General features: G+C 61.3%; 19 protein-coding genes and 2 pseudogenes. 11 read left to right on the top strand and 10 right to left on the bottom strand.

Going from position 1 to position 18,947, the window contains the following annotated elements; all coding sequences use genetic code 11:
• Both VOI29_RS11795 and bhcA read right to left on the bottom strand, forming a co-directional pair.
• Positions 1-152: pseudogene (locus VOI29_RS11795) on the bottom strand (threonine/serine dehydratase); the annotation flags it as partial.
• A complete protein-coding gene (gene bhcA, locus VOI29_RS11790; RefSeq protein ID WP_323778955.1) occupies positions 152-1,342 on the bottom strand; it encodes an L-aspartate--glyoxylate aminotransferase BhcA in 1,191 nt (396 codons plus the stop codon). The gene bhcA and the pseudogene VOI29_RS11795, both read right to left, overlap by 1 nt.
• A gap of 198 nt (positions 1,343-1,540) precedes the next feature.
• Between bhcA and bhcR the strand changes: the two genes are divergently transcribed.
• On the top strand, positions 1,541-2,374 hold the full coding sequence (bhcR, locus tag VOI29_RS11785) for an HTH-type transcriptional regulator BhcR (RefSeq protein WP_323778953.1): 834 nt from the start codon (positions 1,541-1,543) through the stop codon (positions 2,372-2,374).
• Between the two features lie 52 nt (positions 2,375-2,426).
• On the opposite strand, the gene VOI29_RS11780 is transcribed toward bhcR, so the two are convergent.
• From VOI29_RS11780 to VOI29_RS11750, 7 genes are all read right to left on the bottom strand, one after another.
• The gene (locus tag VOI29_RS11780; protein ID WP_323778951.1) at positions 2,427-3,257 is read right to left on the bottom strand and encodes a bifunctional allantoicase/(S)-ureidoglycine aminohydrolase; all 831 of its coding nucleotides are present in this window, start codon (positions 3,255-3,257) and stop codon (positions 2,427-2,429) included.
• 122 nt (positions 3,258-3,379) lie between these two features.
• Positions 3,380-4,465, bottom strand: coding sequence for a molybdenum ABC transporter ATP-binding protein (gene modC / locus VOI29_RS11775; RefSeq protein WP_323778949.1), 1,086 nt, complete (start codon positions 4,463-4,465; stop codon positions 3,380-3,382).
• Positions 4,465-5,169: a molybdate ABC transporter permease subunit gene (gene modB / locus VOI29_RS11770; RefSeq protein WP_323778948.1), complete on the bottom strand. Its 705-nt coding sequence runs from the start codon at positions 5,167-5,169 to the stop codon at positions 4,465-4,467. The genes modC and modB overlap by 1 nt, the downstream gene beginning before the upstream one ends.
• On the bottom strand, positions 5,166-5,870 hold the full coding sequence (gene modA / locus VOI29_RS11765) for a molybdate ABC transporter substrate-binding protein (RefSeq protein WP_323778946.1): 705 nt from the start codon (positions 5,868-5,870) through the stop codon (positions 5,166-5,168). Before modA ends, modB begins: the two co-directional genes overlap by 4 nt.
• A 182-nt stretch (positions 5,871-6,052) precedes the next feature.
• Entirely contained in the window at positions 6,053-6,616 is a 564-nt protein-coding gene (locus VOI29_RS11760) for a chemotaxis protein CheD (protein WP_323778944.1), read from the bottom strand.
• 26 nt (positions 6,617-6,642) lie between these two features.
• Positions 6,643-7,587, bottom strand: a complete 945-nt coding sequence (locus VOI29_RS11755) for a CheB methylesterase domain-containing protein (protein ID WP_323778943.1) — start codon at positions 7,585-7,587, stop codon at positions 6,643-6,645.
• Between the two features lie 165 nt (positions 7,588-7,752).
• On the bottom strand, positions 7,753-10,125 hold the full coding sequence (locus VOI29_RS11750) for a methyl-accepting chemotaxis protein (RefSeq protein WP_323778941.1): 2,373 nt from the start codon (positions 10,123-10,125) through the stop codon (positions 7,753-7,755).
• 414 nt (positions 10,126-10,539) lie between these two features.
• Here VOI29_RS11750 and VOI29_RS11745 point away from each other — a divergent pair, with 414 nt between their 5' ends.
• From VOI29_RS11745 to VOI29_RS11710, 8 genes are all read left to right on the top strand, one after another.
• Positions 10,540-10,827 (top strand): STAS domain-containing protein, encoded by a 288-nt coding sequence (locus tag VOI29_RS11745; RefSeq protein ID WP_323778939.1) that lies wholly within the window; start codon positions 10,540-10,542, stop codon positions 10,825-10,827.
• Complete coding sequence (locus VOI29_RS11740) at positions 10,824-11,198, top strand: response regulator (RefSeq protein WP_024092563.1); 375 nt, start codon at positions 10,824-10,826, stop codon at positions 11,196-11,198. Before VOI29_RS11745 ends, VOI29_RS11740 begins: the two co-directional genes overlap by 4 nt.
• A gap of 1 nt (position 11,199) precedes the next feature.
• Positions 11,200-13,359, top strand: coding sequence for a chemotaxis protein CheA (locus VOI29_RS11735; RefSeq protein WP_323778936.1), 2,160 nt, complete (start codon positions 11,200-11,202; stop codon positions 13,357-13,359).
• Positions 13,349-13,831: a chemotaxis protein CheW gene (locus VOI29_RS11730; protein WP_323778934.1), complete on the top strand. Its 483-nt coding sequence runs from the start codon at positions 13,349-13,351 to the stop codon at positions 13,829-13,831. The genes VOI29_RS11735 and VOI29_RS11730 overlap by 11 nt, the downstream gene beginning before the upstream one ends.
• Entirely contained in the window at positions 13,828-14,691 is an 864-nt protein-coding gene (locus VOI29_RS11725) for a protein-glutamate O-methyltransferase (protein ID WP_323778932.1), read from the top strand. The genes VOI29_RS11730 and VOI29_RS11725 overlap by 4 nt, the downstream gene beginning before the upstream one ends.
• 33 nt (positions 14,692-14,724) lie before the next feature.
• On the top strand, positions 14,725-15,111 hold the full coding sequence (locus tag VOI29_RS11720; protein ID WP_323778930.1) for a response regulator: 387 nt from the start codon (positions 14,725-14,727) through the stop codon (positions 15,109-15,111).
• Between the two features lie 2 nt (positions 15,112-15,113).
• Entirely contained in the window at positions 15,114-15,440 is a 327-nt protein-coding gene (locus VOI29_RS11715) for a hypothetical protein (RefSeq protein ID WP_323778929.1), read from the top strand.
• A gap of 129 nt (positions 15,441-15,569) precedes the next feature.
• A complete protein-coding gene (locus VOI29_RS11710) occupies positions 15,570-17,069 on the top strand; it encodes a caspase family protein (protein ID WP_323778927.1) in 1,500 nt (499 codons plus the stop codon).
• 22 nt (positions 17,070-17,091) lie between these two features.
• On the opposite strand, the gene VOI29_RS11705 is transcribed toward VOI29_RS11710, so the two are convergent.
• The gene (locus VOI29_RS11705) at positions 17,092-17,934 is read right to left on the bottom strand and encodes a M15 family metallopeptidase (RefSeq protein WP_323778925.1); all 843 of its coding nucleotides are present in this window, start codon (positions 17,932-17,934) and stop codon (positions 17,092-17,094) included.
• Between the two features lie 182 nt (positions 17,935-18,116).
• Between VOI29_RS11705 and VOI29_RS11700 the strand changes: the two genes are divergently transcribed.
• Positions 18,117-18,692 carry an OmpA family protein gene (locus tag VOI29_RS11700; RefSeq protein WP_323778923.1) on the top strand — a complete coding sequence of 192 codons (576 nt, stop codon included), beginning with the start codon at positions 18,117-18,119 and terminating at the stop codon, positions 18,690-18,692.
• A gap of 44 nt (positions 18,693-18,736) precedes the next feature.
• Positions 18,737-18,947: pseudogene (locus VOI29_RS11695) on the top strand (serine/threonine protein kinase); the annotation flags it as partial.

The following is an 18,947-nucleotide window of genomic DNA, read 5'->3' as shown; positions in this document are numbered from 1 at the left end:
AAGTTCTCGCATTTGAAGAACAGCTCGGCGCCGGTCAGCTCATTCAGATAGGCCGAAGTGCGCACCGGCGTGCGCCGGATATGCGGCTGGATGCGCTCATGCGCGGCCAGCATGTCCTCGTAAGTCGGGATATACATAGCGGTATCCTTCATTAAGCGGCGGCCTTGGCGCTGTTGGCGGTGTTGCCGCGGTAGTAGTCCTGCGCAGCAGCAACGCCGGAACCCAGCTGGATGTTCAGCCCCAGGTCAGCCATGACCATTTCAGCGGTCGCAATGCCCGAGAGCGCCATCACATCGGTCAGGCTGCCCAGGTGGCCAATGCGGAACACCTTGCCCGCGACTTCACCCAGACCGGTGCCAAAGGCGACGCCGTATTTCTCCGCCGCCAGGCTGACGAATTTGTTCGCATCAAAGCCTTCGGGCGTTCGGATGGCGCTGACGCTGTCGGAGTAGACCTCCGGCGACACGGCGCACAGCTCCAGCCCCCAGGCCCGGACCGCGGCGCGGACACCCTCGGCAATCCGGTGGTGACGGGCAAAGACATTCTCCAGCCCTTCGTCCAGCAGCATACCACAGGCCATGTTCAGACCGTTGAGCAATCCGACAGACGGCGTGTAGGGATAGGCGCTGTTGGCGTAACCAGCAGCCATGTCCTTGATATCAAAGAAGGTGCGCGGCAGGGTCGCGGTCTTGGCAGCCGCCATTGCCTTGGGCGAGAAGCCGACGATGGCCAGACCCGGCGGCAGCATGAAACCTTTTTGCGAGCCGGTGACGGCAATATCGACGCCCCATTCATCCATCCGGAAGTCCATCGAGGCGATCGAGGAGACACCATCCACAAACAGCAGCGCCGGATGGCCCGCGGCGTCCAGCGCGCGGCGCACGGCGGCGATGTCGGATTTGACGCCGGTTGCGGTCTCGTTGTGGGTGGCCAGAACCACTTTGATCTCGTGGGATTTGTCGGCGGTCAGGATTTCCTCATAGCGATCCGCCGGCAGGCCTTCGCCCCAAGGGGTTTCGACAACCTGAACGTCCAGCCCGTGTCGCTGGCACATGTCAATCCAGCGGTGGCTGAACATGCCGTTGCGCGCAGCCAGGATCTTGTCGCCTGCGTTCAGCGTGTTGGTAATCGCGGTTTCCCAGCCGCCGGTGCCGGTTGACGGAAACACGAAGATCCCGGCGCTCTCGCTTTTCAGAACCTTCTTTACGCCAGCCAGCGCCGGGTGCAGGATCTGGCCGAACAGCGGCGAGCGGTGGTCCAGCGTCGGCATGTCCACTGCCTTGCGCAGCGCTTCGGGCATATTGGTCGGACCGGGAATGAAAACCGGGTTTTGAAAGCTCATGTCGTGCCCTCCTGTGGCGATTTCCTTCACTGTAAGAGAGAGCGGCGTGCAGGGATACTTTTTTGAAAAAAGCTTTCAATAAATGAAAAATTGGCGATTTTCTGCATAATTTCAATGACTTTACTTTTTTCACTGTACAGAAATGATTTTCAGCTTTATACATAAGCTGCTGCTTGAATTGCCAAGGAAGGCTTGAAAATGCCCCAGCCGCCGCGCCGTAAAGGCCGCCCCAAAAGCTTTGATTCCACCAGTCAGCCGGCCACCATCCAGGCGCTGGACCGGGCGCTGGACGTGCTGGATGCGCTGGCCGGCGCCAGCGGCATGACGCTAACCGAGTTGTCAACGGCGCTGGATCAGTCGGCGGCCACCATGTACCGGGTGCTGGCGACGCTGGAGGCGCGCCAGATCGTCGAGATGGAGCCGCAGTCGCAAACCTGGCACATCGGCGCCATGGCCTTCCGTCTCGGCTCAGCTTTCCTGCGCCGCTCCAGCGTGATCGAACGGGCGCGGCCGGTGATGCGCGAGCTGATGGAGACCACCGGCGAGACCTCGAACCTCGGCATCGAGCGCGGCGGCGACGTCATGTTCGTGAGCCAGGTGGAAACGCATGAGTCGATCCGCGCCTTCTTCCCGCCGGGGACCACCTCGCCGATGCACGCCTCCGGCATCGGCAAGGCGCTGCTCAGCTGTTTCGGGGAGGATCAGCTGACCCGGTTCCTGCGCGGCCGGGTGCTGGAGCAATTCACCGGCAAAACCCTGACCTCCCCCGAAGCCCTGCGCGGTGATCTGGAACAGATCCGCAGCCGCGGCTGGTCTTTCGATGATGAGGAAAAGGCGCCGGGCATGCGCTGCGTGGCGGCGCCGGTCTTTGGCATGCAGGGCGAGGTGCTGGCAGGAATTTCCATCTCCGGCCCAACCGCGCGGATGCCGGACGGCGGTATCAACGGTATCGGCGCCCTGGTGAAGGACGCCGCGGAAAAACTTTCTTATGGATTGGGCGCGCCCGCAGCTGTGGAAACCCGGCCCGGCTGAACAGCCGGGCAGCGCCCGGGCACATATCCGGGCCGGGCGCTCCGCCCGCGTGTCAGCGCAGCGGGGCCAGCGGCATATGCCGGTTCACGTCCTTGTACAGCAGATAGCGGAACTTACCCGGCCCGCCCGCATAACAGGCCTGCGGGCAGAAGGCGCGCAGCCACATGTAATCGCCGGCCTCTACCTCGACCCAGTCCTGGTTCAACCGGTAAACCGCCTTGCCCTCCAGCACGTAAAGCCCATGTTCCATCACATGGGTCTCGGCAAACGGGATCACCGCACCGGGCTCGAAAGTCACGATCGTCACATGCATGTCGTGGCGCAGATCGTTCGGATCGACAAACCGCGTCGTCGCCCATTTGCCTTCGGTCTCCGGCATCGGAGTGGGATCGACATGGTTTTCATTGGTGACAAAGGCCTCGGGCGCGTCCAGCCCCGCAACGGCTTGATACGCCTTGCGTACCCAGTGGAATCGCACTGGTGCGTCCCCGTTGTTGCGCAGTGACCAGCTGGCAAGCGGCGGCAGAAAGGCATAGCCGCCCTCCTCCATTTCATGTGCAGCGCCGTCAATGGTCAGGGTCATCGAGCCCTTCACGACGAACAGAACCGCCTCCACGCCGGGCTCCGTTTCCGGCCGGTCGCTGCCGCCGCCTGGCTGCACTTCGGCGATGTATTGCGAGAATGTCTCAGCAAATCCGGACAATGGCCGCGACAGCACCCAGAACCGCGCCTTGTCCCAGAACGGCAGCAGGCTTGTTACGATGTCGCTCATCGTGCCTTTGGGGATCACCGCATAAGCCTCGGTGAACATGGCGCGGTCAGTCAGCAGCTGGGTCTGCGGCGGCAACCCGCCTTCGGGTGCGTAATAGGATCGTTTGGTCATCGGCTGCCTTTCCTGCTGAACTGCTGCCCCATCAATAGCCGCCCCGCGGCCGCATTCGAACTTATTTCCGTAGCAAGAATACCTGAAGGATTGTTTTGGTATTTTTGAAGACGCGGACCGGCTTACCCGCCAGCGCCTATATCCTCCGGCGCGATGGAGACAGTTTTAACCACGGTAAAACACTCAGCCCCGGCCTCCAGCTCCAAGGCTTGCGCCGACCGCCGTGTCACCCGCGCCAGCACCCGGCCTGCGGGCGTCTGCAATGACACCATTGCGCCTGGGCCGCTGCCGATGCGGACATGCTCGACCGTGCCCGGCAGAATGTTGAGCGCCGACAGGCCCTCGGGCCGGTGCCGCGACAGGATCACGTCATGCGCCAGGATCCGCACCCGCACCGGGCTGCCAAGCGACTTAGCGATTTGCGGCAGGAACAGCGGCACGCCGCCGGCGTTGAGTTCTGTCAGCCCGTCGGCATGGTGGCAGACCACCTGCGCCTCCAGCAGCGCGCCAGCGGCCCGCACCCCGGCTGGCAGGACCGCAGAGTCGCTCAGAACCTCAGCGGCACTGCCCTGACGCAGCACTTGGCCGTCCTGCAGCACCACAACCGTTGTCGCCAGCCGGGCCACCTCGGCGGCCGAGTGGCTGACATAAAGGATCGGAATGCCGACTTCGTCCCGCAACCGCTCGAAATAGGGCAGGATCTCAGCTTTGCGCGCCTCATCCAACGCCGACAACGGTTCATCCGCAAGTATCATCCGCGGCGCCGCCAGCAGCGCCCGGCCGATCGCCACCCGCTGCTTTTCACCGCCTGACAGCAATCCGGGCCGGCGCTGCTGCAAGGGGCCGATCCCCAGCAGCTCCACCACCCGGTTCAGGCTTTCCCGTTTGGCGCCACGCGGCGCAAACCATTGCCCGAACAGCAGGTTCTGCCGTACGGTCAGATGGGGAAACAGCCGCCCCTCCTGAAAGATATAGCCCATCCGGCGTTTGTGCGGCGGCAGCCACTGGCGTTGGCCGGTATCAAACAGAACCTCGTCCCCAAGCGTCACCCGTCCCTGATCCGGCTGCAACAAGCCCGCTACAGCCTGGATCACTGTGGTTTTGCCGGTTCCGGATCTGCCAAACAGCACGGTTACACCTGACGGGGCCTCGAAGTGAACATTCAAGCCTAGACCAGGCAGCTTGTGTTGCAATGTAACCGACAGCATCAGCGCCCTCCCGACCTGTCGGCTGCCTTGCGGGCCAGGTATTCCGATATCAGAAGAGCCATCAATGCAATGGCAATCGACACCAGCGTCAGCCGCAGTGCTGCGGTCTCACCGCCTGGCACCTGCAGAAAAGTATAAATCGCCGACGGCAGCGTCTGCGTCTGCCCCGGAATGCTGGAGACGAAGGTGATCGTCGCCCCGAACTCCCCCATCGCCTTGGCAAACCCCAGCACTGTGCCGGCGATCAGGCCAGGCAGGATCATCGGCAGTGTGACGATAGCAAAGCATACCGCCCGTGAGGCACCCAGCGTGGCAGCGGCCTGTTCCAGCTTGGGATCCACGGCCTCAACCGACAGGCGGATCGCCCGCACCATCAGCGGAAAGGCCATAACACCCGCGGCCAGCGCTGCTCCGGTCCAGCGGAAAGCAAAGACGATACCGATCTGCTGCAGCGCCCCGCCGATGGGCCCTTTGGTCCCAAACATCATCAGCAGCAAATAGCCGGTCACAACCGGCGGCAGGATCAGCGGCAGATGCACCAGGCTGTTCAGGAGCTGCTTACCAGGAAATTTCCAGCGTGCCAGCGCATAGGCCACAAAGACCGCCGGCGGCAGCGCGGCCAGCGTTGCCCACAGCGAAACCCGCAGTGACAGCATCACGGCCTGCCACTCCTCGGGGCTAAGCCATGCTGCAGCGGTGCTCACTGATCAGCCACTCCGAACCCGTGGCGCAGAAAGATGCCGCGGCCTGCCGGGCTCCGCAAATAGTCAAGAAAAGCCCCGGCCTCAGCTGCATTGCCGCCTGAGACTACCGCAGCCGGGTAGAGGACCGGGGGATGGCTGCCCTCCGGGAAAGCCGCGACCACTGTGACATTGCTGCTGGCCCGTGCATCGGTGGCATAGACCACACCCAATGGCGCCTCGCCCGATGCCACCAGCGCCAGGGCGGCGCGCACGTTGGCGGCCTGCGCCACTTTGGACGCAACGGAGGGCCATTGCCCCAATGCGGTCAGTGCGGCTTTGCCGTAGATCCCGGCCGGAACCGCATCAACCAGCGCCATCGCCAGCCGGCCCTCCCCCAGCAGTGCGCCCAGGTCGGCAGTCTCCAGGTCCAGCGGCGCGGCATCTGCCCCATGTGCAATGAGAACCAGCCGGTTTGTCAGCAAATCCAGCCGCGAGGCAGGAGCAATCAGCCCGTCCTGCTGCAACACGTCCATCCAGCCGGGATTCGCCGAGATGAAGACATCCGCCGGGGCGCCAAGCTGAATCTGCCGTGCCAGCGCCGAGGAGCCTGCGTAAGACAATGTGGCAGCCTGTCCGGTTTCAGCCAAGTAGCCGGCTGCAGCCTCATCCAGCGCTGTTTTGGTGCTGGATGCAGCGAAGACCGTAATCTGCGCCTGCGCCATGACCGCCAAGCCCAAAAACAAGGCAACAGAAGTCAAAAGGCCCCGCCAGGCTCCGGGCGGAACCAGGAATGCGTAAACTGAAGTTTGGATTTTTGTCATCATTCCTAGGAACTACCTCCGCGGGCAGGCACGGGCAAACGAAAATTTCGATTGCCCGAACTGACCTTTGCCGGCGTTCCAAATCAGAATAGATCGACCACGCCTGCACTTCCGCCGGCCGCAGCAGGGGCCGGAATGGGCCGCGCCGCCGCGCGCTGCTCCAATTCGCCGAGCTTGCGGTCGTCTTGCACATGGGTTTGCTGAGCCGCGCCGGAGCACGCATGGAACCGCACCCGGCGGGCCGAGGTGCCGCCAACGCTGGAGGAGATGCAGGGAATGCCTTCATCCCGCAGGAACTGCTGTACAAAATCGGCATTGGCTGCCCCGATGTCCGACAGGTTTGCGGACATTTTGGCGCCGCCGAACACCTTGACTTTCAGGTTGGACCGGATTGCCCCCTTTTTCAGAACACCATTGATCAGAAGTTCCATCGCATGGATTCCATACCGGGCATTGGCCGCGCCGCCCTGGCGGGCATTGGCCAGCAGAAAATGATTCATTCCGCCCACACCATTTTCCGGATCATAAATACAGGCTGCAATACATGAACCGAGCACCGTTGAAAAAACGGTCTTCGGATCAGTGGTCACCCGGTATTCCCCTTGCAGAACTGTTACAGACTTTGAATTGGCGAAGACAGTGGTCAAAGTTTTTGGTCCTTCCTGTGGTACGTTCAGGCCTTGCTGGCCTGTAACAGTGTGCTTGCCATCCGTGGCAGTGGTACCTGCTGCTGTGCGGCGCCGATATCCCAGGCCACCCTGGGCATCCCATAGACAACCGAGGACTTTTCGTCCTGGGCAAAGGTCTTCGCGCCGGCCTTGCGCAGCTCCAGAAGCCCCTGGGCGCCGTCGTGGCCCATACCGGTCAGGATCGTGGCTACAACGTCCTTTCCATAAGGCACGGCAGAGGTGAACAGAGCGTCTACAGACGGAGTATGGCCCGAAATATCAGGTCCGTCCTTCATCCGCAGGCGCAGCGGCCTGCGGCTGCTCAGCCCCATGTGGCGGCGCTGGCCTGCAGCAACATAGACATGGCCCGGCTCCAAGGCTGTTCCGTCTTCGGCGGCACGCACCCGCGCCGGGCACAGCCGGTCAAGAAGCGACACCAGACCGGATCCGAAGTTCCTGCCGGTATGCTGGACAATCAGCGTCGGCGGGCAGTCAAAGGGGAAGCCGACCAGAATGCTGCGCAACGCTTCGACACCACCGGTAGAAGACCCGATCAGGATCAGCTTCTTGCTGGCAGTGGCCGCGGCAGAAGGCCGGGCGCCGGCGGTGCCCGGGGCCGCACGGGCGCGGCGCCGCGGCGCATTGATCATCATGTCGAAATACTGGGCAAACTGGCTGGGATGATCCGCTTTCGTCAGCTCGAAAATGCCCGCTCCGACATCCAGCAGCGGCGAGGACTTTCTGGCCGGCGTCGCGGACTGAGTGTCCATGACGGCCACCCAACGGGTGTCCATTGCAGAAAACAGCGCCATCATCATTTCAAATTCAGGCAGTTTGGAAAACCCGTCTTCCACAAAGGCAAAAACCGGCTGCGCGGCCTCTGCTTGATTGTAGGCCATCATCAGATTGTTGGCCAACAGAACCTTCATGCCGGGGTAGGCGGATTCCATGTAGCTTTGCAAATTGCGGGCAAAGCTGCGGTCAGTGGTAATGATCAATATATTTCGAGAAGGCAATGGGATCCCCAGTCAATTTGCAATGCCCTCGGAATGGCAGGCACAGGTTGACATGTGTGAGGGCGCCGTAGCCGAAGCTGCGGCGCCCTCGGTGAGTGTTTAGAAGTCCTGCCAGAGATCGCGCGCAGCATTGCCGCTGGCGGCCGCCGCGGCGGGCACCGGGCAGGCCTCGATCTCCCAGTTTGCCTCACCGTGTGCCGAGGGCGCAGGTTTGGCCGCCGGAGCGGGCGCCGCCGAGAATGCGGGACGGGCTGCAGCCGGGGCTGCGCCGCCGTCAGCCACCCGGAATTGGGCAACCAGTTCAGTCAGCTTGCCAGCATCAGTGTTCAGCATATGCCCGGCCGCGGTTGCTTCTTCCACCATCGCCGCATTCTGCTGCGTCACCTGATCCAGCTGGGTGACGCCGGTATTGATCTCATGCAAGCCTGTCGACTGTTCAGCCGCGCCTTCGGCAATGCCGGATACCAGTTGCGAAATATGGGTGACCTGCTCAACGATGCTTTGCAGCGCCTCGCCGGCCTTCCCGACCAGATCAACGCCGCGCTCGACTTGTTTGGTGCTGTCGCCGATCAGCGTCTTGATTTCCATCGCTGCATCCGAAGACCGCTGCGCCAGGGCGCGCACTTCCGAGGCAACCACGGCAAATCCCTTGCCTGCTTCACCCGCCCGCGCAGCCTCGACGCCGGCGTTCAGCGCCAGGAGGTTGGTCTGAAAAGCGATGTCGTCAATCACCGAGATGATTTGCGAGATATGGTTCGAGGACTGCTCGATCTCGGTCATCGCAGACACGGCGCTCTGCACAACTTCCCGGTTGTTCTCCGCTTCCGTCCGGGCCTTGGCCATTGTGGCCTCGACGCTGCGGGCGCCTTCGGCAGCGGATTTCACAGACGCAGTCAGTTCATCCAATGCCGCAGCTGTCTCTTCCAGCGTAGCCGCCTGGCTTTCGGTGCGGTGAGACAGGTCGTCCGACGCCTGGCTGATCTCAGCGGCTCCATTGCGGATGCTCCCGGAGGCTTCAATCACCTGCCGGACCGTGGAGCTGAGGTTGCGGACCGTGCTGTTGTAGTTTTCCCGCAGCTGCTCGTATTCCTCCGGAAACGCGTCTTGGATCGCCTGGGAGAAATCGCCTTCGGCCAACTGCACCAGCCCGGCGCTCAGGCTTTCGACAACATCTTGCTGCTGCCGCTGCATTTCCGCGCGTTCCTCTTCTGCGGCACGGGCCAGTTTCAGGTCGTCCTGCATCGAGACAAGAGTCTTGCCGATCTTGCCGATTTCATCACCCCGGTTCGCCTCTTCGATATGGGTATCGAGTTCACCGGACGACACGGCCTCCATATTGCTGCAGATCCGGTCGATCGGCCGCGTGATAGAGCGGGCGAAAAGCCAGCCGCAGAAGGACATGACCGCCGCGCAGAACAACGAGGCAAGCAGCAGCATGTTGCGCTTCTCCACCGCTGGGGCCATCAGTTCGGCCCAGTCCTGTTCGGCAATGATTGCCCAATTTGCGAATTCCAGCGGCAGCGGTTCGGAATAGGCAAGCACGGCATGGCCGGTCAGCCCGGGCACATCTTTCCGGACGTGCGAGTCTCCGTCAAAGGCCGCTGTGATCTGGGCCGCAGATGGCAGTTGCGACAGCACTTGATAGCCATCTTCGAACCGCGAAGTGGTCCGGGCTTTCATGTCTGAGCCGACAATATAGATCTGGGTGGTTTGCCCCATACCCTGGTCATTGTTGACAATGGCCCCCATCAGATCCACCGGAATCTGCACTGCCAGCACGCCGACCGTCAGATTGGCGTCGTTCACAACAGGCGCGGCAGCAAAGGCCGCTGCGGCACCGGCAGAGGGCGCATAGGGGTCCATATCAGCAAAGAACACCTCGCCGCGGCTGCCTTCCAGGGCAGAGCGGTACGCCTTTGCCAGGCCGGAGCCCTTATACGGGCCGGTCATCATGTTGGTTCCGAAATCACTCTCCTTGAACACCGAATAAACGATGTCGCCGGCCAGGTTGATCAGGAAGGCATCATAGTAGCCCTTGCTTTCGATCAGGGTCTTATACGCCGGATGAAAGCTTTCGTGATGCATGTGATAAGGCGAGTCACCCTTCCCACGCGTCAGCAGATGCTTCTGCCCGAGCGGATTCGGGTTATCGTCTATGTAGGCCTGACGCAGGATCTGTCCCGGATTTCCGTCCAGATCGTTCCAGGTCATCGTCAGCCATTCGATCGCGGTTGCAGTCGACGGTACTGCCGCCAGTGTCTGCACATCCGCATGAATTCCGTCCAACAGTGTCTGTACCGCATACTTCCGGTCCGCCACCATGGAGCGGAACTGGTCTTCGGCATTTTTCTCTGCACTGTTCTGGAAGCTGATCGTGCTGATCGTGACGAGAATCGCCGTTACGAGCACACAGAATCCAACAATAAACAGCGGCAGCTTATGTGCCAGCTTGAGCGATTTTAGCGCTTTCATTCCGTCCTCCTGAGAGCATTGCGGTTTAGGCTCCCGCAAAGCATGATGTTTCTCAGGATGCGCAGCATACGTTAATTTGCGGCTTACGGAGGGGGGTGATCCGCCCCGCATGATTGCAAAAAATGCTGAATTCCGCAGCGCTGCGGCGCTACTCGGTAAAGGCTGAGTAAACATACTCCCTCAGGTTGCAAACGGATTGCATCCGCTCCCTCACCACAGCCGCCAGGTGTTTCCACGGTCCGTCCGCCACAGATAAAAATTGAGAAGATTTCTCCGGCTGAATGGCTGCCAATCTCCTTAAGAATCCCCCCTCTACGCGAGCGCACCGGCAATCAAATGTTAAGGCCCGCCGCATATCCATTCCATCATCAAACTCGAACTGATCGCCGACAACGGGGGTGCGAATCGCCGACAATGACTACGGAAACGCAAAAACATGTTTTGGATCTGCCCAATGCCTTCGCGGAACTGGATCCGCTGATCGCCTTTCTTCAAGGGGCACGTTCCAATGCAGTCGAAATTGACTGCCGCGGCGTTGCCTTGATGCCCTCCCGCTGCCTGCAGCTTCTGCTCGGGGCAGAGCAGCAATGGCGGTCCGAGGGGGTAGGCTTCTCCGTCACCCACATAACCGAATCCTGCCGCAAGTCCCTGACGCTTCTGGGGCTGGAGCCCAACCGATTTGAAGACGAGGAAACAGCATGAAGACCAAAGTTCTGGCAATCGACGATTCCCGCACAATCCGGAATCTTCTGGCCGCGACCCTGGAAGAGGCCGGTTTTGAATACCACTGCGCGGTCGATGGCCGCGAAGGCGTGGACATGTATCCCAACGTCGATCCGGACGTCGTGATTACCGACATCAACATGCCCAACCTCGACGGTTTCGGCGTGATCGAGGAACTGCGCGGCACCGGGATCAATTCCAAGGTGCCGATCCTGGTTCTGACCACCGAAAGCGCACCTGAGCTGAAATCCCGCGCCCGCGGCGCCGGCGCCACCGGCTGGATCACCAAACCGTTTGACGATGCGTCACTGATCTTCGCTCTCAAGCGTGTGACAGGAGCTGCGGCCTAAGATGTCGGGTTCGATTCAGGATACCTTCTTTGAGGAGTGCGAAGAGCTCCTTGAAGCAACGGATGAGGGGCTGACCGCCATCGAAGGAGGCGATCACGACCCTGAGATAGTCAACGCAATCTTCCGTGCCGTGCACTCGATCAAAGGGGGCGCCGGGGCCTTTGGCCTGGACGATCTGGTGGCCTTTGCCCACAGGTTCGAAACCGTGTTTGACGAAGTGCGCGCCGGCCGGATGGAACTGGATGGAAAGCTGATCCAGCTGCTGCTGCGCTCCAGCGACCACCTGTCAGCGCTGGTCGAAGCCGCCCGCGACGGCGGCCAGATAGACGAGGCGCATCACGACACGCTGCTGGCGGCACTGGATGAGTACATCCCCGAAGAAGAGGAAGACCTCACCTTCGAGCCGATGGGGCTTGGCGCTCCCGTGCCGGTGGCCGATCTTGGCATCATGCCGGAAACACCGGCAGAACCGCAGCAGGAAACCTACCGGATCAGGTTCCGGCCGCTGAAGGAAATGTACGGCACCGGCAATGAGCCGTTCTTCCTGTTCCAGGCGCTTAGGGACATGGGCGATCTGACCGTGAAGCTTGACGAAACCGAGCTGCCCGGCTTTGACGCGATGGATATGAGCGAAAGCTACCTGGCTTGGGACATCACTTTGGTGACCAGGGACTCCCGGTCGATTGTCGAAGCAGTCTTCGAATTTGTCGAAGGTCTTTGCGAACTGTCGATCGAAGGCGATGGCGACGCAGAAGCTGAAGCCAAGGCACTGGCAGCACTGGACGCTATGTTCAGCGCACCGGTTGCAGCCGACGCAGCCGGGGGGGAGGCATCCGCAGTCCCTTTTGAACCGCCGGTCCCCGCACCTGAACCCGAAGCCAAACCGGCAGCTGCCGAAGAAAAGGCATCGGCCCCGAAAACCGAGAGCGGCATGCAGGAGCAGCGCGGCGGTCCCAAGCCCACGCTCCGCGTCGAACTCGAGCGGGTGGACCGGCTGATCAACGCTGTCGGGGAGCTTATCATCAATCACTCGATGCTGGCGCAGCAAATCGCCAACCTCGACGTCTCTGATACACGGGACGTTGAAACAGAGCTTGAAGGTTTCAAAAACCTCGCGCGTGACATCCAGGAAGGTGTCATGGCCATCCGCGCGCAGCCGGTGAAACCGCTGTTCCAGCGCATGGCCCGGATCGTCCGCGAAGCTTCGGCTGCAACCGGTAAAACCTGTAAACTCGTGAATGAGGGCGAAAACACCGAAGTCGACAAGACGGTAATCGAACGGCTGTCCGACCCGCTGACCCATATTCTGCGCAATGCGGTGGACCACGGGGTCGAAAAGCCCGAGGACCGGGAAGCCGCCGGGAAATCCAAGATAGGTGAAATCCGGCTGTCGGCCTCCCATCGGTCCGGCAGTGTTTGCATTGAAATTAAGGATGACGGCGCCGGTGTGAACCGCCCGCGGGTCAAGCAGATCGCGATCGAAAAGGGCCTGATCCCGGAAAATGCCGAGCTGACTGACGGCGAGATCGACAATCTGCTGTTCATGCCCGGCTTCTCCACCGCCAAGGAGGTCTCCAACCTCTCCGGCCGCGGTGTCGGAATGGATGTGGTGAAGAATGCGGTGACCGGCCTGGGCGGCCGCATCAACATCTCCTCCACCCCCGGCAAGGGGTCGACCTTCACCATCATCCTGCCGCTGACATTGGCGGTGATGGACGGCATGGTGGTATCGGTTGCCGACCAGACCATGGTGGTGCCGATCACCTCGATCGTCGAAACCATGCGCGGCAGCGATGACATGATCAACAGCCTCGGCGCCGACGGCACTCTGCTGTCGATCCGCGGCAATTTCGTGCCCATCTGCGACGTTGCCGGCAGCCTGGGGCTGAACCGCAAAAGCGACCGGCAGGCCGGCGTCTACCTGCTGGTGGAAACCGAAACCGGCCAGCGCTGCGCCCTGGCGGTGGATGACATCCACGACCAGCGCCAAGTGGTGATCAAAAGCCTGGACGGCGTCTGCGGAGAGATCGCCGGCGTCGCCGCTGCAACCATCCTTGGCGACGGCAAGATCGCCATGATCCTGGACCCTGAAAGCATCATTGCGGCCTCGCCCACGGCAGCCGCCTTTGACACCGAGCGGAGAATGAGCAATGCAAGCTGAAGTGAAGCAAACCGATCAGGAACTGAGACACGCTGAACACAGCGAGTTTGTCAGCTTCTCCGTGGCCGGGCAGGCCTTCTGCCTGAAGATCACCCAGATCCGCGAGATCAGGCGCTGGTCACCGGTAACGATCCTGCCGCATGCCCCGGCCGATGTGCTGGGGGTGATGAACCTGCGCGGTGCGGTGATCCCGATCTACGATCTGTCCGCCCGTTTCGGCCTGCAGCAGACCGAAGCCAGCGAGCGTAATGTGGTCATCGTCGTGTCGGTGCATGGCAAGCCGGTCGGCCTGCTGGCCGAGTCGGTCTCCGAAATCATCTCGATCAATCCGGACGACATCCAGGATACCCCGCCGGTCGATAGCCGCAACACGATGGAGTACATCCAGGGGATTATCTCGCACGATGATACCATGGTGCGCATCATCAATCTGGATGCGGTGATCTCGGCTCCGGAGCAGGTGATGCCGTGAGGGCAGAAGGTTCCATCTCTCCCGGCACAGAAAACTTTTCGCTGACGGACCAGGAATTCGAAGCCATCGCGCAGTTCGCGCACAAACACTTCGGCCTGGCAATGGCCAGCAGCAAAAAGCCCTTGGTGTCTTCGCGTCTGGCCCGCAAGCTGCGCCAGCGCAACATCACCAGGTTCAAGGATTACCTGGCCAGCCTGGACGGTCCGCATGCCGACCAGGAACGCAGCGGGCTGCTGTCGCTGCTGACCACCAACGTGACTCATTTCTTCCGCGAGCCGCACCATTTCGAGACGCTGCGCAACGACGTATTGCCGCCGCTGATCGAACAGGCGCGCCGCGGCGGCCGGGTGCGGTTGTGGTCGGCGGGCTGCTCGAACGGGCAGGAGCCCTATTCGATTGCCATGACGGTATTGGACATCTGTCCGGAAGCTGCGCAGCTGGATTTCAAGATCCTGGGCACCGATATTGATCCGGTTGTGGTCCAGCATGCCCAAGCGGCGAAGTACCCTGAGGACGAACTGGCCCAGATTGATGCTAAATACAGCAAGCTGGTACCCAAATGCGGTCCCGACGGACGCTTTCCCGAAAGTCTGCGCAAGCTGATCACTTTCGGGGTGCTGAACCTGATTGAACCCTTCCCGTTCCGCGGCAGGTTCGATGCGATTTTCTGCCGGAATGTTGCGATTTATTTCGACACCCCAACCCAGCAGAAAGTTTGGAGCGCCTTCCAAAATGCCCTGAACCCGGGCGGTTACCTCTTCATCGGCCACTCCGAGCGCATGTCCGGCCCGGCGGCGCAGCAGCTGAAGACGGCCGGGATCACCACTTACGTCAACTTACCCGCAGGCAGGAAAACCTGACCGCGGCTGCAAGCAGAGCAGAAGGAAAGAAAAATGAGCTTGAAAGACTCTCTCCGCGTTATGGTCGTTGACGACATGTCGACAAGCCGGGGGATCATCACACAAAGCCTGGATGAGATCGGCATCAAAAACTACATGGTCGAGAACGCCGGCCAGTCCGCCTTTCAGAAACTGACCCAGACCCCGGTGCATCTGGTGCTGTCGGACTACAACATGCCGGGCATGGACGGGTTGGGGCTGCTGCAGGCAGTACGCGGCCATCAGATGACCCAGCGGGTTGGATTCATTCTGGTAACCGGTAAACCGACTCCAGAGATGATCCAGGTGGGCAAACAGCTGGGGCTGAACAATATTATCCGCAAGCCGTTCACGGTGGCCACAATGAAACAGGCCATCGAACAGGTCGTCGGGCGGCTATAACCATGGATCGTCCCGACAAAGCCCTAGGCGAATTATGCGCCGCGTCGGCCTGGGAGATGGAGCAGTTGCGCAGCCAGATGCAAGCGTTGGAAAACGTGGTTCTGGACGTGCTGGAACGGGGCACTGCCCCAACCAGCCAGGAGCTGCGCTCTTTGCAGGATTTTGATCTGGTGATCCAGACTCTGTCCGGGCTCTCCGGTTTCTACAAGCGCGTGCAGGCGCAGGTTGATGAATCCGGGCCTGCCGACCTGCCGGCCGCCGCGGCCGGCGTCACGCTGGAGAAGCTGCGCGAGCGGCTGCGCGCTGCAGGCAACCTGACGAGCGCCTGAAATTTGACAGCCCCGCCCGGGCCGGGCGGGGCTGTCATATCGCTTTCGCCAGCGGCGAATTTTCTTTTTCTTTGCTGCCGCAGCGGACTACATTGGGCCATAGCTGAAACTGCCAGCCCGGGTATCCGCATGTCGTTCTTCATCAAACCTCTGATCTTCATAGCCTGCCTGCTTGTTGCAGCGAATGCGCAGGCCGCAAGCGATCGCATTGCTCTGGTTATCGGCGTGGCGGATTATCAGCACCTGCCGCCGCTGGAGAACACCCGCAATGATGCTGTGGCGATGGCGGACACGCTGGAAGGGATCGGCTTTGACGTCAGCCTCGCTCTGGACCCCGGCACCTCCGCTATGGTGCAGCTACTGGAGGATTTCACTTTCCGTTCCGAAGTGGCGGATTTGGCGCTGGTCTATTTCGCCGGCCACGGGATCGAGGTGCAGGGCGAGAATTTTCTGATCCCGGCAGATGCCGAGGTGGCCAGCAACCGCGATGTGCAGCGACAGTCCTTGTCCCTGAAGCAACTGCTGGCGGCAGTGGACCGGGCCCGCAAGATGCGGATCGTGATCCTTGACAGCTGCCGCGACAACCCGTTGGGTGATTCAATTGCGCTGGCGCAAAGCAGCGGCCAGGACACCGCCGCCACCGCCACGACCCGCGGCGGCGGCGGCATGGCAGCAGCCGATCCGGACCGCGGCACCCTGGTGGCCTTTGCCGCCAAGGACGGCCAGGTGGCATTGGACGGCAGCGGCAGCAACTCGCCCTATGCCGCTGCACTGATAGAAAAGATGGTGCAGCCAGGGCTGGAGATCAGCCTGATGTTCCGCCAGGTGCGCGACCGGGTGATGGAAAACACCGCCAATCTGCAGGAACCTCATACCTATGGCTCGCTGACAGGCGTGCCCTTCTATCTCGCCGGCCCGGGGGAGAATGATGCTCCGGTCACGGTCGCGGATGCCTCCGAAGCCTGGGCGGCGCTGAAGCCCGACCAGGAAGAGCAGCTGCTGGCGCTGGCCGATCTCGGCGATACCCGCTCGATGCTGGGCCTGGCCTATATCAGGCTCAACCCGAATGAGGGCCGGTTTGATCCTGCTGCGGCGGTCGGCTTCCTGCAGCGGGCGTCCGAGGCCGGCTCGCCCGAGGCGCAGTTCGAACTGGCCAAGCTCTATGAGCGCGGCACAGGTGTCGCCGCGGACCCTTCCAGGGCCCTGGAACTGTACCAGGCGGCCGCTGCCCAGGATTTTGCTGATGCAATCAACGATCTCGGTTTCCTGCACTATCAGGGCGGATTGGGGCTGCCTGCCAACCCGAAAAAAGCCCTGACCTTCTTTGAGCGCGCCGCGGATCTGCGCCATCCCCAGGCCCAGTTCAATTTTGCGGCCCTCATAGATGACGGCCTGATCCCGTCGAAAGGCCCGGAAGATTCAGCCCATTATCTCTATGCGGCGTTGCGCAGCGGCAGTTCGGATGTGCTCAATCTGCTGAGCGAGCGGCCCAATATGTTCACAGCGCAGACCCGGCGCTCCCTTCAGCAGAAACTGAAGGAGAACAATTTCTACACCGGCGCCATTGATGGGGACTTCGGACCGGGAACCCAACGGGGAATCCGGCAGGCTTACGGGCTGGAAAGCTGACAGGCAGAACCGCGGAACACCATCACAGCTGACCATCGGCGATCCATGCATCCAACTGGCGCCGGCTGATCTCGAAATGCATGCTGTCCTCACGCCGGAACCCGGCGCCCCAGACCCAGCCCTGATCATAGAAAAAATCCGCCATGATGGTCAGTCCCAGCTGGGTCTTGCCGTCGGTGAAATTATCCAGCTTGCCGTCAATATTCAGATCAACGGCAAGGCCATAGCTGTGGGTGGACAATGAATTTGCGGTGCCGCGGATCCGCCGCACACACAGAGCACCGGCTGTGTTGATGCGGGCATAAAGATCCGGATCCGCCTGGCGGATGTTCTCGAACACGACCTTCAGGCTTTCGATCGCCGGGCGCAGCATGCTGACCCGGATCGGCCCGACCCGTTCGGTGACCAGCTTTTCCTTGAGGTTCGCATTGGTCATCGGCTGGCAGGTGTCGTTCAATTCCTCCCGCGGGCGGCCCAGTTTCTCCGTCAGATACCTGCCGCCGGTGACCCGCAGGCCCCGGTTCACGTTCAGCCGGTCGGCGATCAGCACCACCTGGGCGTAATCCAGATCGGCGCCGCCGGTCTGGTTCCAGATCGCGGCTTCCCCGGCTGCGTCATCGGTAAAAGGGGTGCCGCCTCCTGCCCCTCCAGCGGGCAGGCTGGCAACCTCGCTCTGCAAATCCGTCATCCGGGATTGCAGATCCTCGACCTGCTGGCGCAGCATCTCGATCTCGATCCGCGCGGTCGAATCCACGCCGCCCGCCCCTTGGAAGTCTTCTTCGCTCAGCAGCCAGCTGAGCCCGAACCAAACTGCCGGAGCCAGCACAAGGCCAATGGCGATTATTACAGCTGGCAGAACCCGCATTTTCCCTCCCGGATCATCTGCGCCCATTTCAATCCCTCGCCGCCCGGCAGTAAACCCCCTGATTACAACTTGCCGGAAACACCGTGTTTTTTTCCCGCTCTGCACTCTGCCTGCCATTGGCAGGCCGCAGGTGCTGGTATAGACTGCCAGCCATGTTGAAATGGCAGGGGAGGGCGCCGGGCATGATCCGCCTTAAAGGAATTTTTGCAAGTGTTCTTGGTGCGGGCCTGATAGTCGCTACACTGGCTCAGGCACAGTCGAATGGCGGCGAATTGTCGGTCGAGGAAATCACCGAAGCTTTCAAAAAGCAGAAGACCCGCGGCCTGGTGATCGTGCCAAGCAGCGCAGCTGCGGCCGAAGATCCTGCGCAGGAAACCGCAACTGTTGCCGCCGCAGCCGAGGAATACAATCCTGTCGACCGGCAGACCCAGATCAATGTCCAGATCTCCTTTGATTTCGACAGCGCCGCGCTACGCGCCGATCAGGCGCCGAAACTGGCCAATATGTGCGCGTCGATGAAGGCTCTCGATGGCACCGTGTTCCAGATCATCGGCCATACCGACAGCTCTGGATCCGCCGCCTATAATGAACGGCTGTCACTGTTGCGGGCGCAGGAAGTGCGCCGCCACCTGATCAGCTCCTGCGGTGTGAGCGAGGATATGCTCAAAGCCATCGGCATGGGTGAAACCGCACCCTTCAATGAAAACAATACGCGCGCTGATGAAAACCGCCGTGTTGAATTCCAGGCTCTGGGCTGAACTCCGCCCCGACCCGCGCCAGACCAGAGGCCAGGGAGACTTCCATGCTTGAATCGCGCCCTGGCGACTTGTTCCAGCCGGGTGACCTGCTGAACAATACCTACAGGATCGAATGCCTGCTGGGCCGCCGCGGCACCTCTCATGTCTATAAGGCGCGCTCGGAAATTTCCGGCAACCTGGTGGCGCTGAAGGTGCTGAAACAGGAACTTGCCGCCAACGAGGACTTCACCGTCCTGATGGCGCGCGAGGAAAATA

Source organism: Leisingera sp., assembly GCF_034669605.1.
GTDB lineage: Bacteria > Pseudomonadota > Alphaproteobacteria > Rhodobacterales > Rhodobacteraceae > Leisingera.
This window is presented reverse-complemented; position numbering and strand designations above follow the sequence as displayed.

Excerpts from the sequence above, each read along its gene's own strand:
- bhcA (WP_323778955.1), bottom strand. The coding sequence starts at position 1,342 with ATGAGCTTTCAAAACCCGGTTTTCATTCCCGGTCCGACCAATATGCCC.
- bhcR (WP_323778953.1), top strand. The coding sequence starts at position 1,541 with ATGCCCCAGCCGCCGCGCCGTAAAGGCCGCCCCAAAAGCTTTGATTCC.
- VOI29_RS11780 (WP_323778951.1), bottom strand. The coding sequence starts at position 3,257 with ATGACCAAACGATCCTATTACGCACCCGAAGGCGGGTTGCCGCCGCAG.
- modC (WP_323778949.1), bottom strand. The coding sequence starts at position 4,465 with ATGCTGTCGGTTACATTGCAACACAAGCTGCCTGGTCTAGGCTTGAAT.
- modA (WP_323778946.1), bottom strand. The coding sequence starts at position 5,870 with ATGGCGCAGGCGCAGATTACGGTCTTCGCTGCATCCAGCACCAAAACA.
- VOI29_RS11755 (WP_323778943.1), bottom strand. The coding sequence starts at position 7,587 with ATGGAATCCGCCTACCCCGGCATGAAGGTTCTGTTGGCCAACAATCTG.
- VOI29_RS11750 (WP_323778941.1), bottom strand. The coding sequence starts at position 10,125 with ATGAAAGCGCTAAAATCGCTCAAGCTGGCACATAAGCTGCCGCTGTTT.
- VOI29_RS11745 (WP_323778939.1), top strand. The coding sequence starts at position 10,540 with ATGACTACGGAAACGCAAAAACATGTTTTGGATCTGCCCAATGCCTTC.
- VOI29_RS11740 (WP_024092563.1), top strand. The coding sequence starts at position 10,824 with ATGAAGACCAAAGTTCTGGCAATCGACGATTCCCGCACAATCCGGAAT.
- VOI29_RS11735 (WP_323778936.1), top strand. The coding sequence starts at position 11,200 with ATGTCGGGTTCGATTCAGGATACCTTCTTTGAGGAGTGCGAAGAGCTC.
- VOI29_RS11730 (WP_323778934.1), top strand. The coding sequence starts at position 13,349 with ATGCAAGCTGAAGTGAAGCAAACCGATCAGGAACTGAGACACGCTGAA.
- VOI29_RS11720 (WP_323778930.1), top strand. The coding sequence starts at position 14,725 with ATGAGCTTGAAAGACTCTCTCCGCGTTATGGTCGTTGACGACATGTCG.
- VOI29_RS11715 (WP_323778929.1), top strand. The coding sequence starts at position 15,114 with ATGGATCGTCCCGACAAAGCCCTAGGCGAATTATGCGCCGCGTCGGCC.
- VOI29_RS11710 (WP_323778927.1), top strand. The coding sequence starts at position 15,570 with ATGTCGTTCTTCATCAAACCTCTGATCTTCATAGCCTGCCTGCTTGTT.
- VOI29_RS11705 (WP_323778925.1), bottom strand. The coding sequence starts at position 17,934 with ATGCGGGTTCTGCCAGCTGTAATAATCGCCATTGGCCTTGTGCTGGCT.
- VOI29_RS11700 (WP_323778923.1), top strand. The coding sequence starts at position 18,117 with ATGATCCGCCTTAAAGGAATTTTTGCAAGTGTTCTTGGTGCGGGCCTG.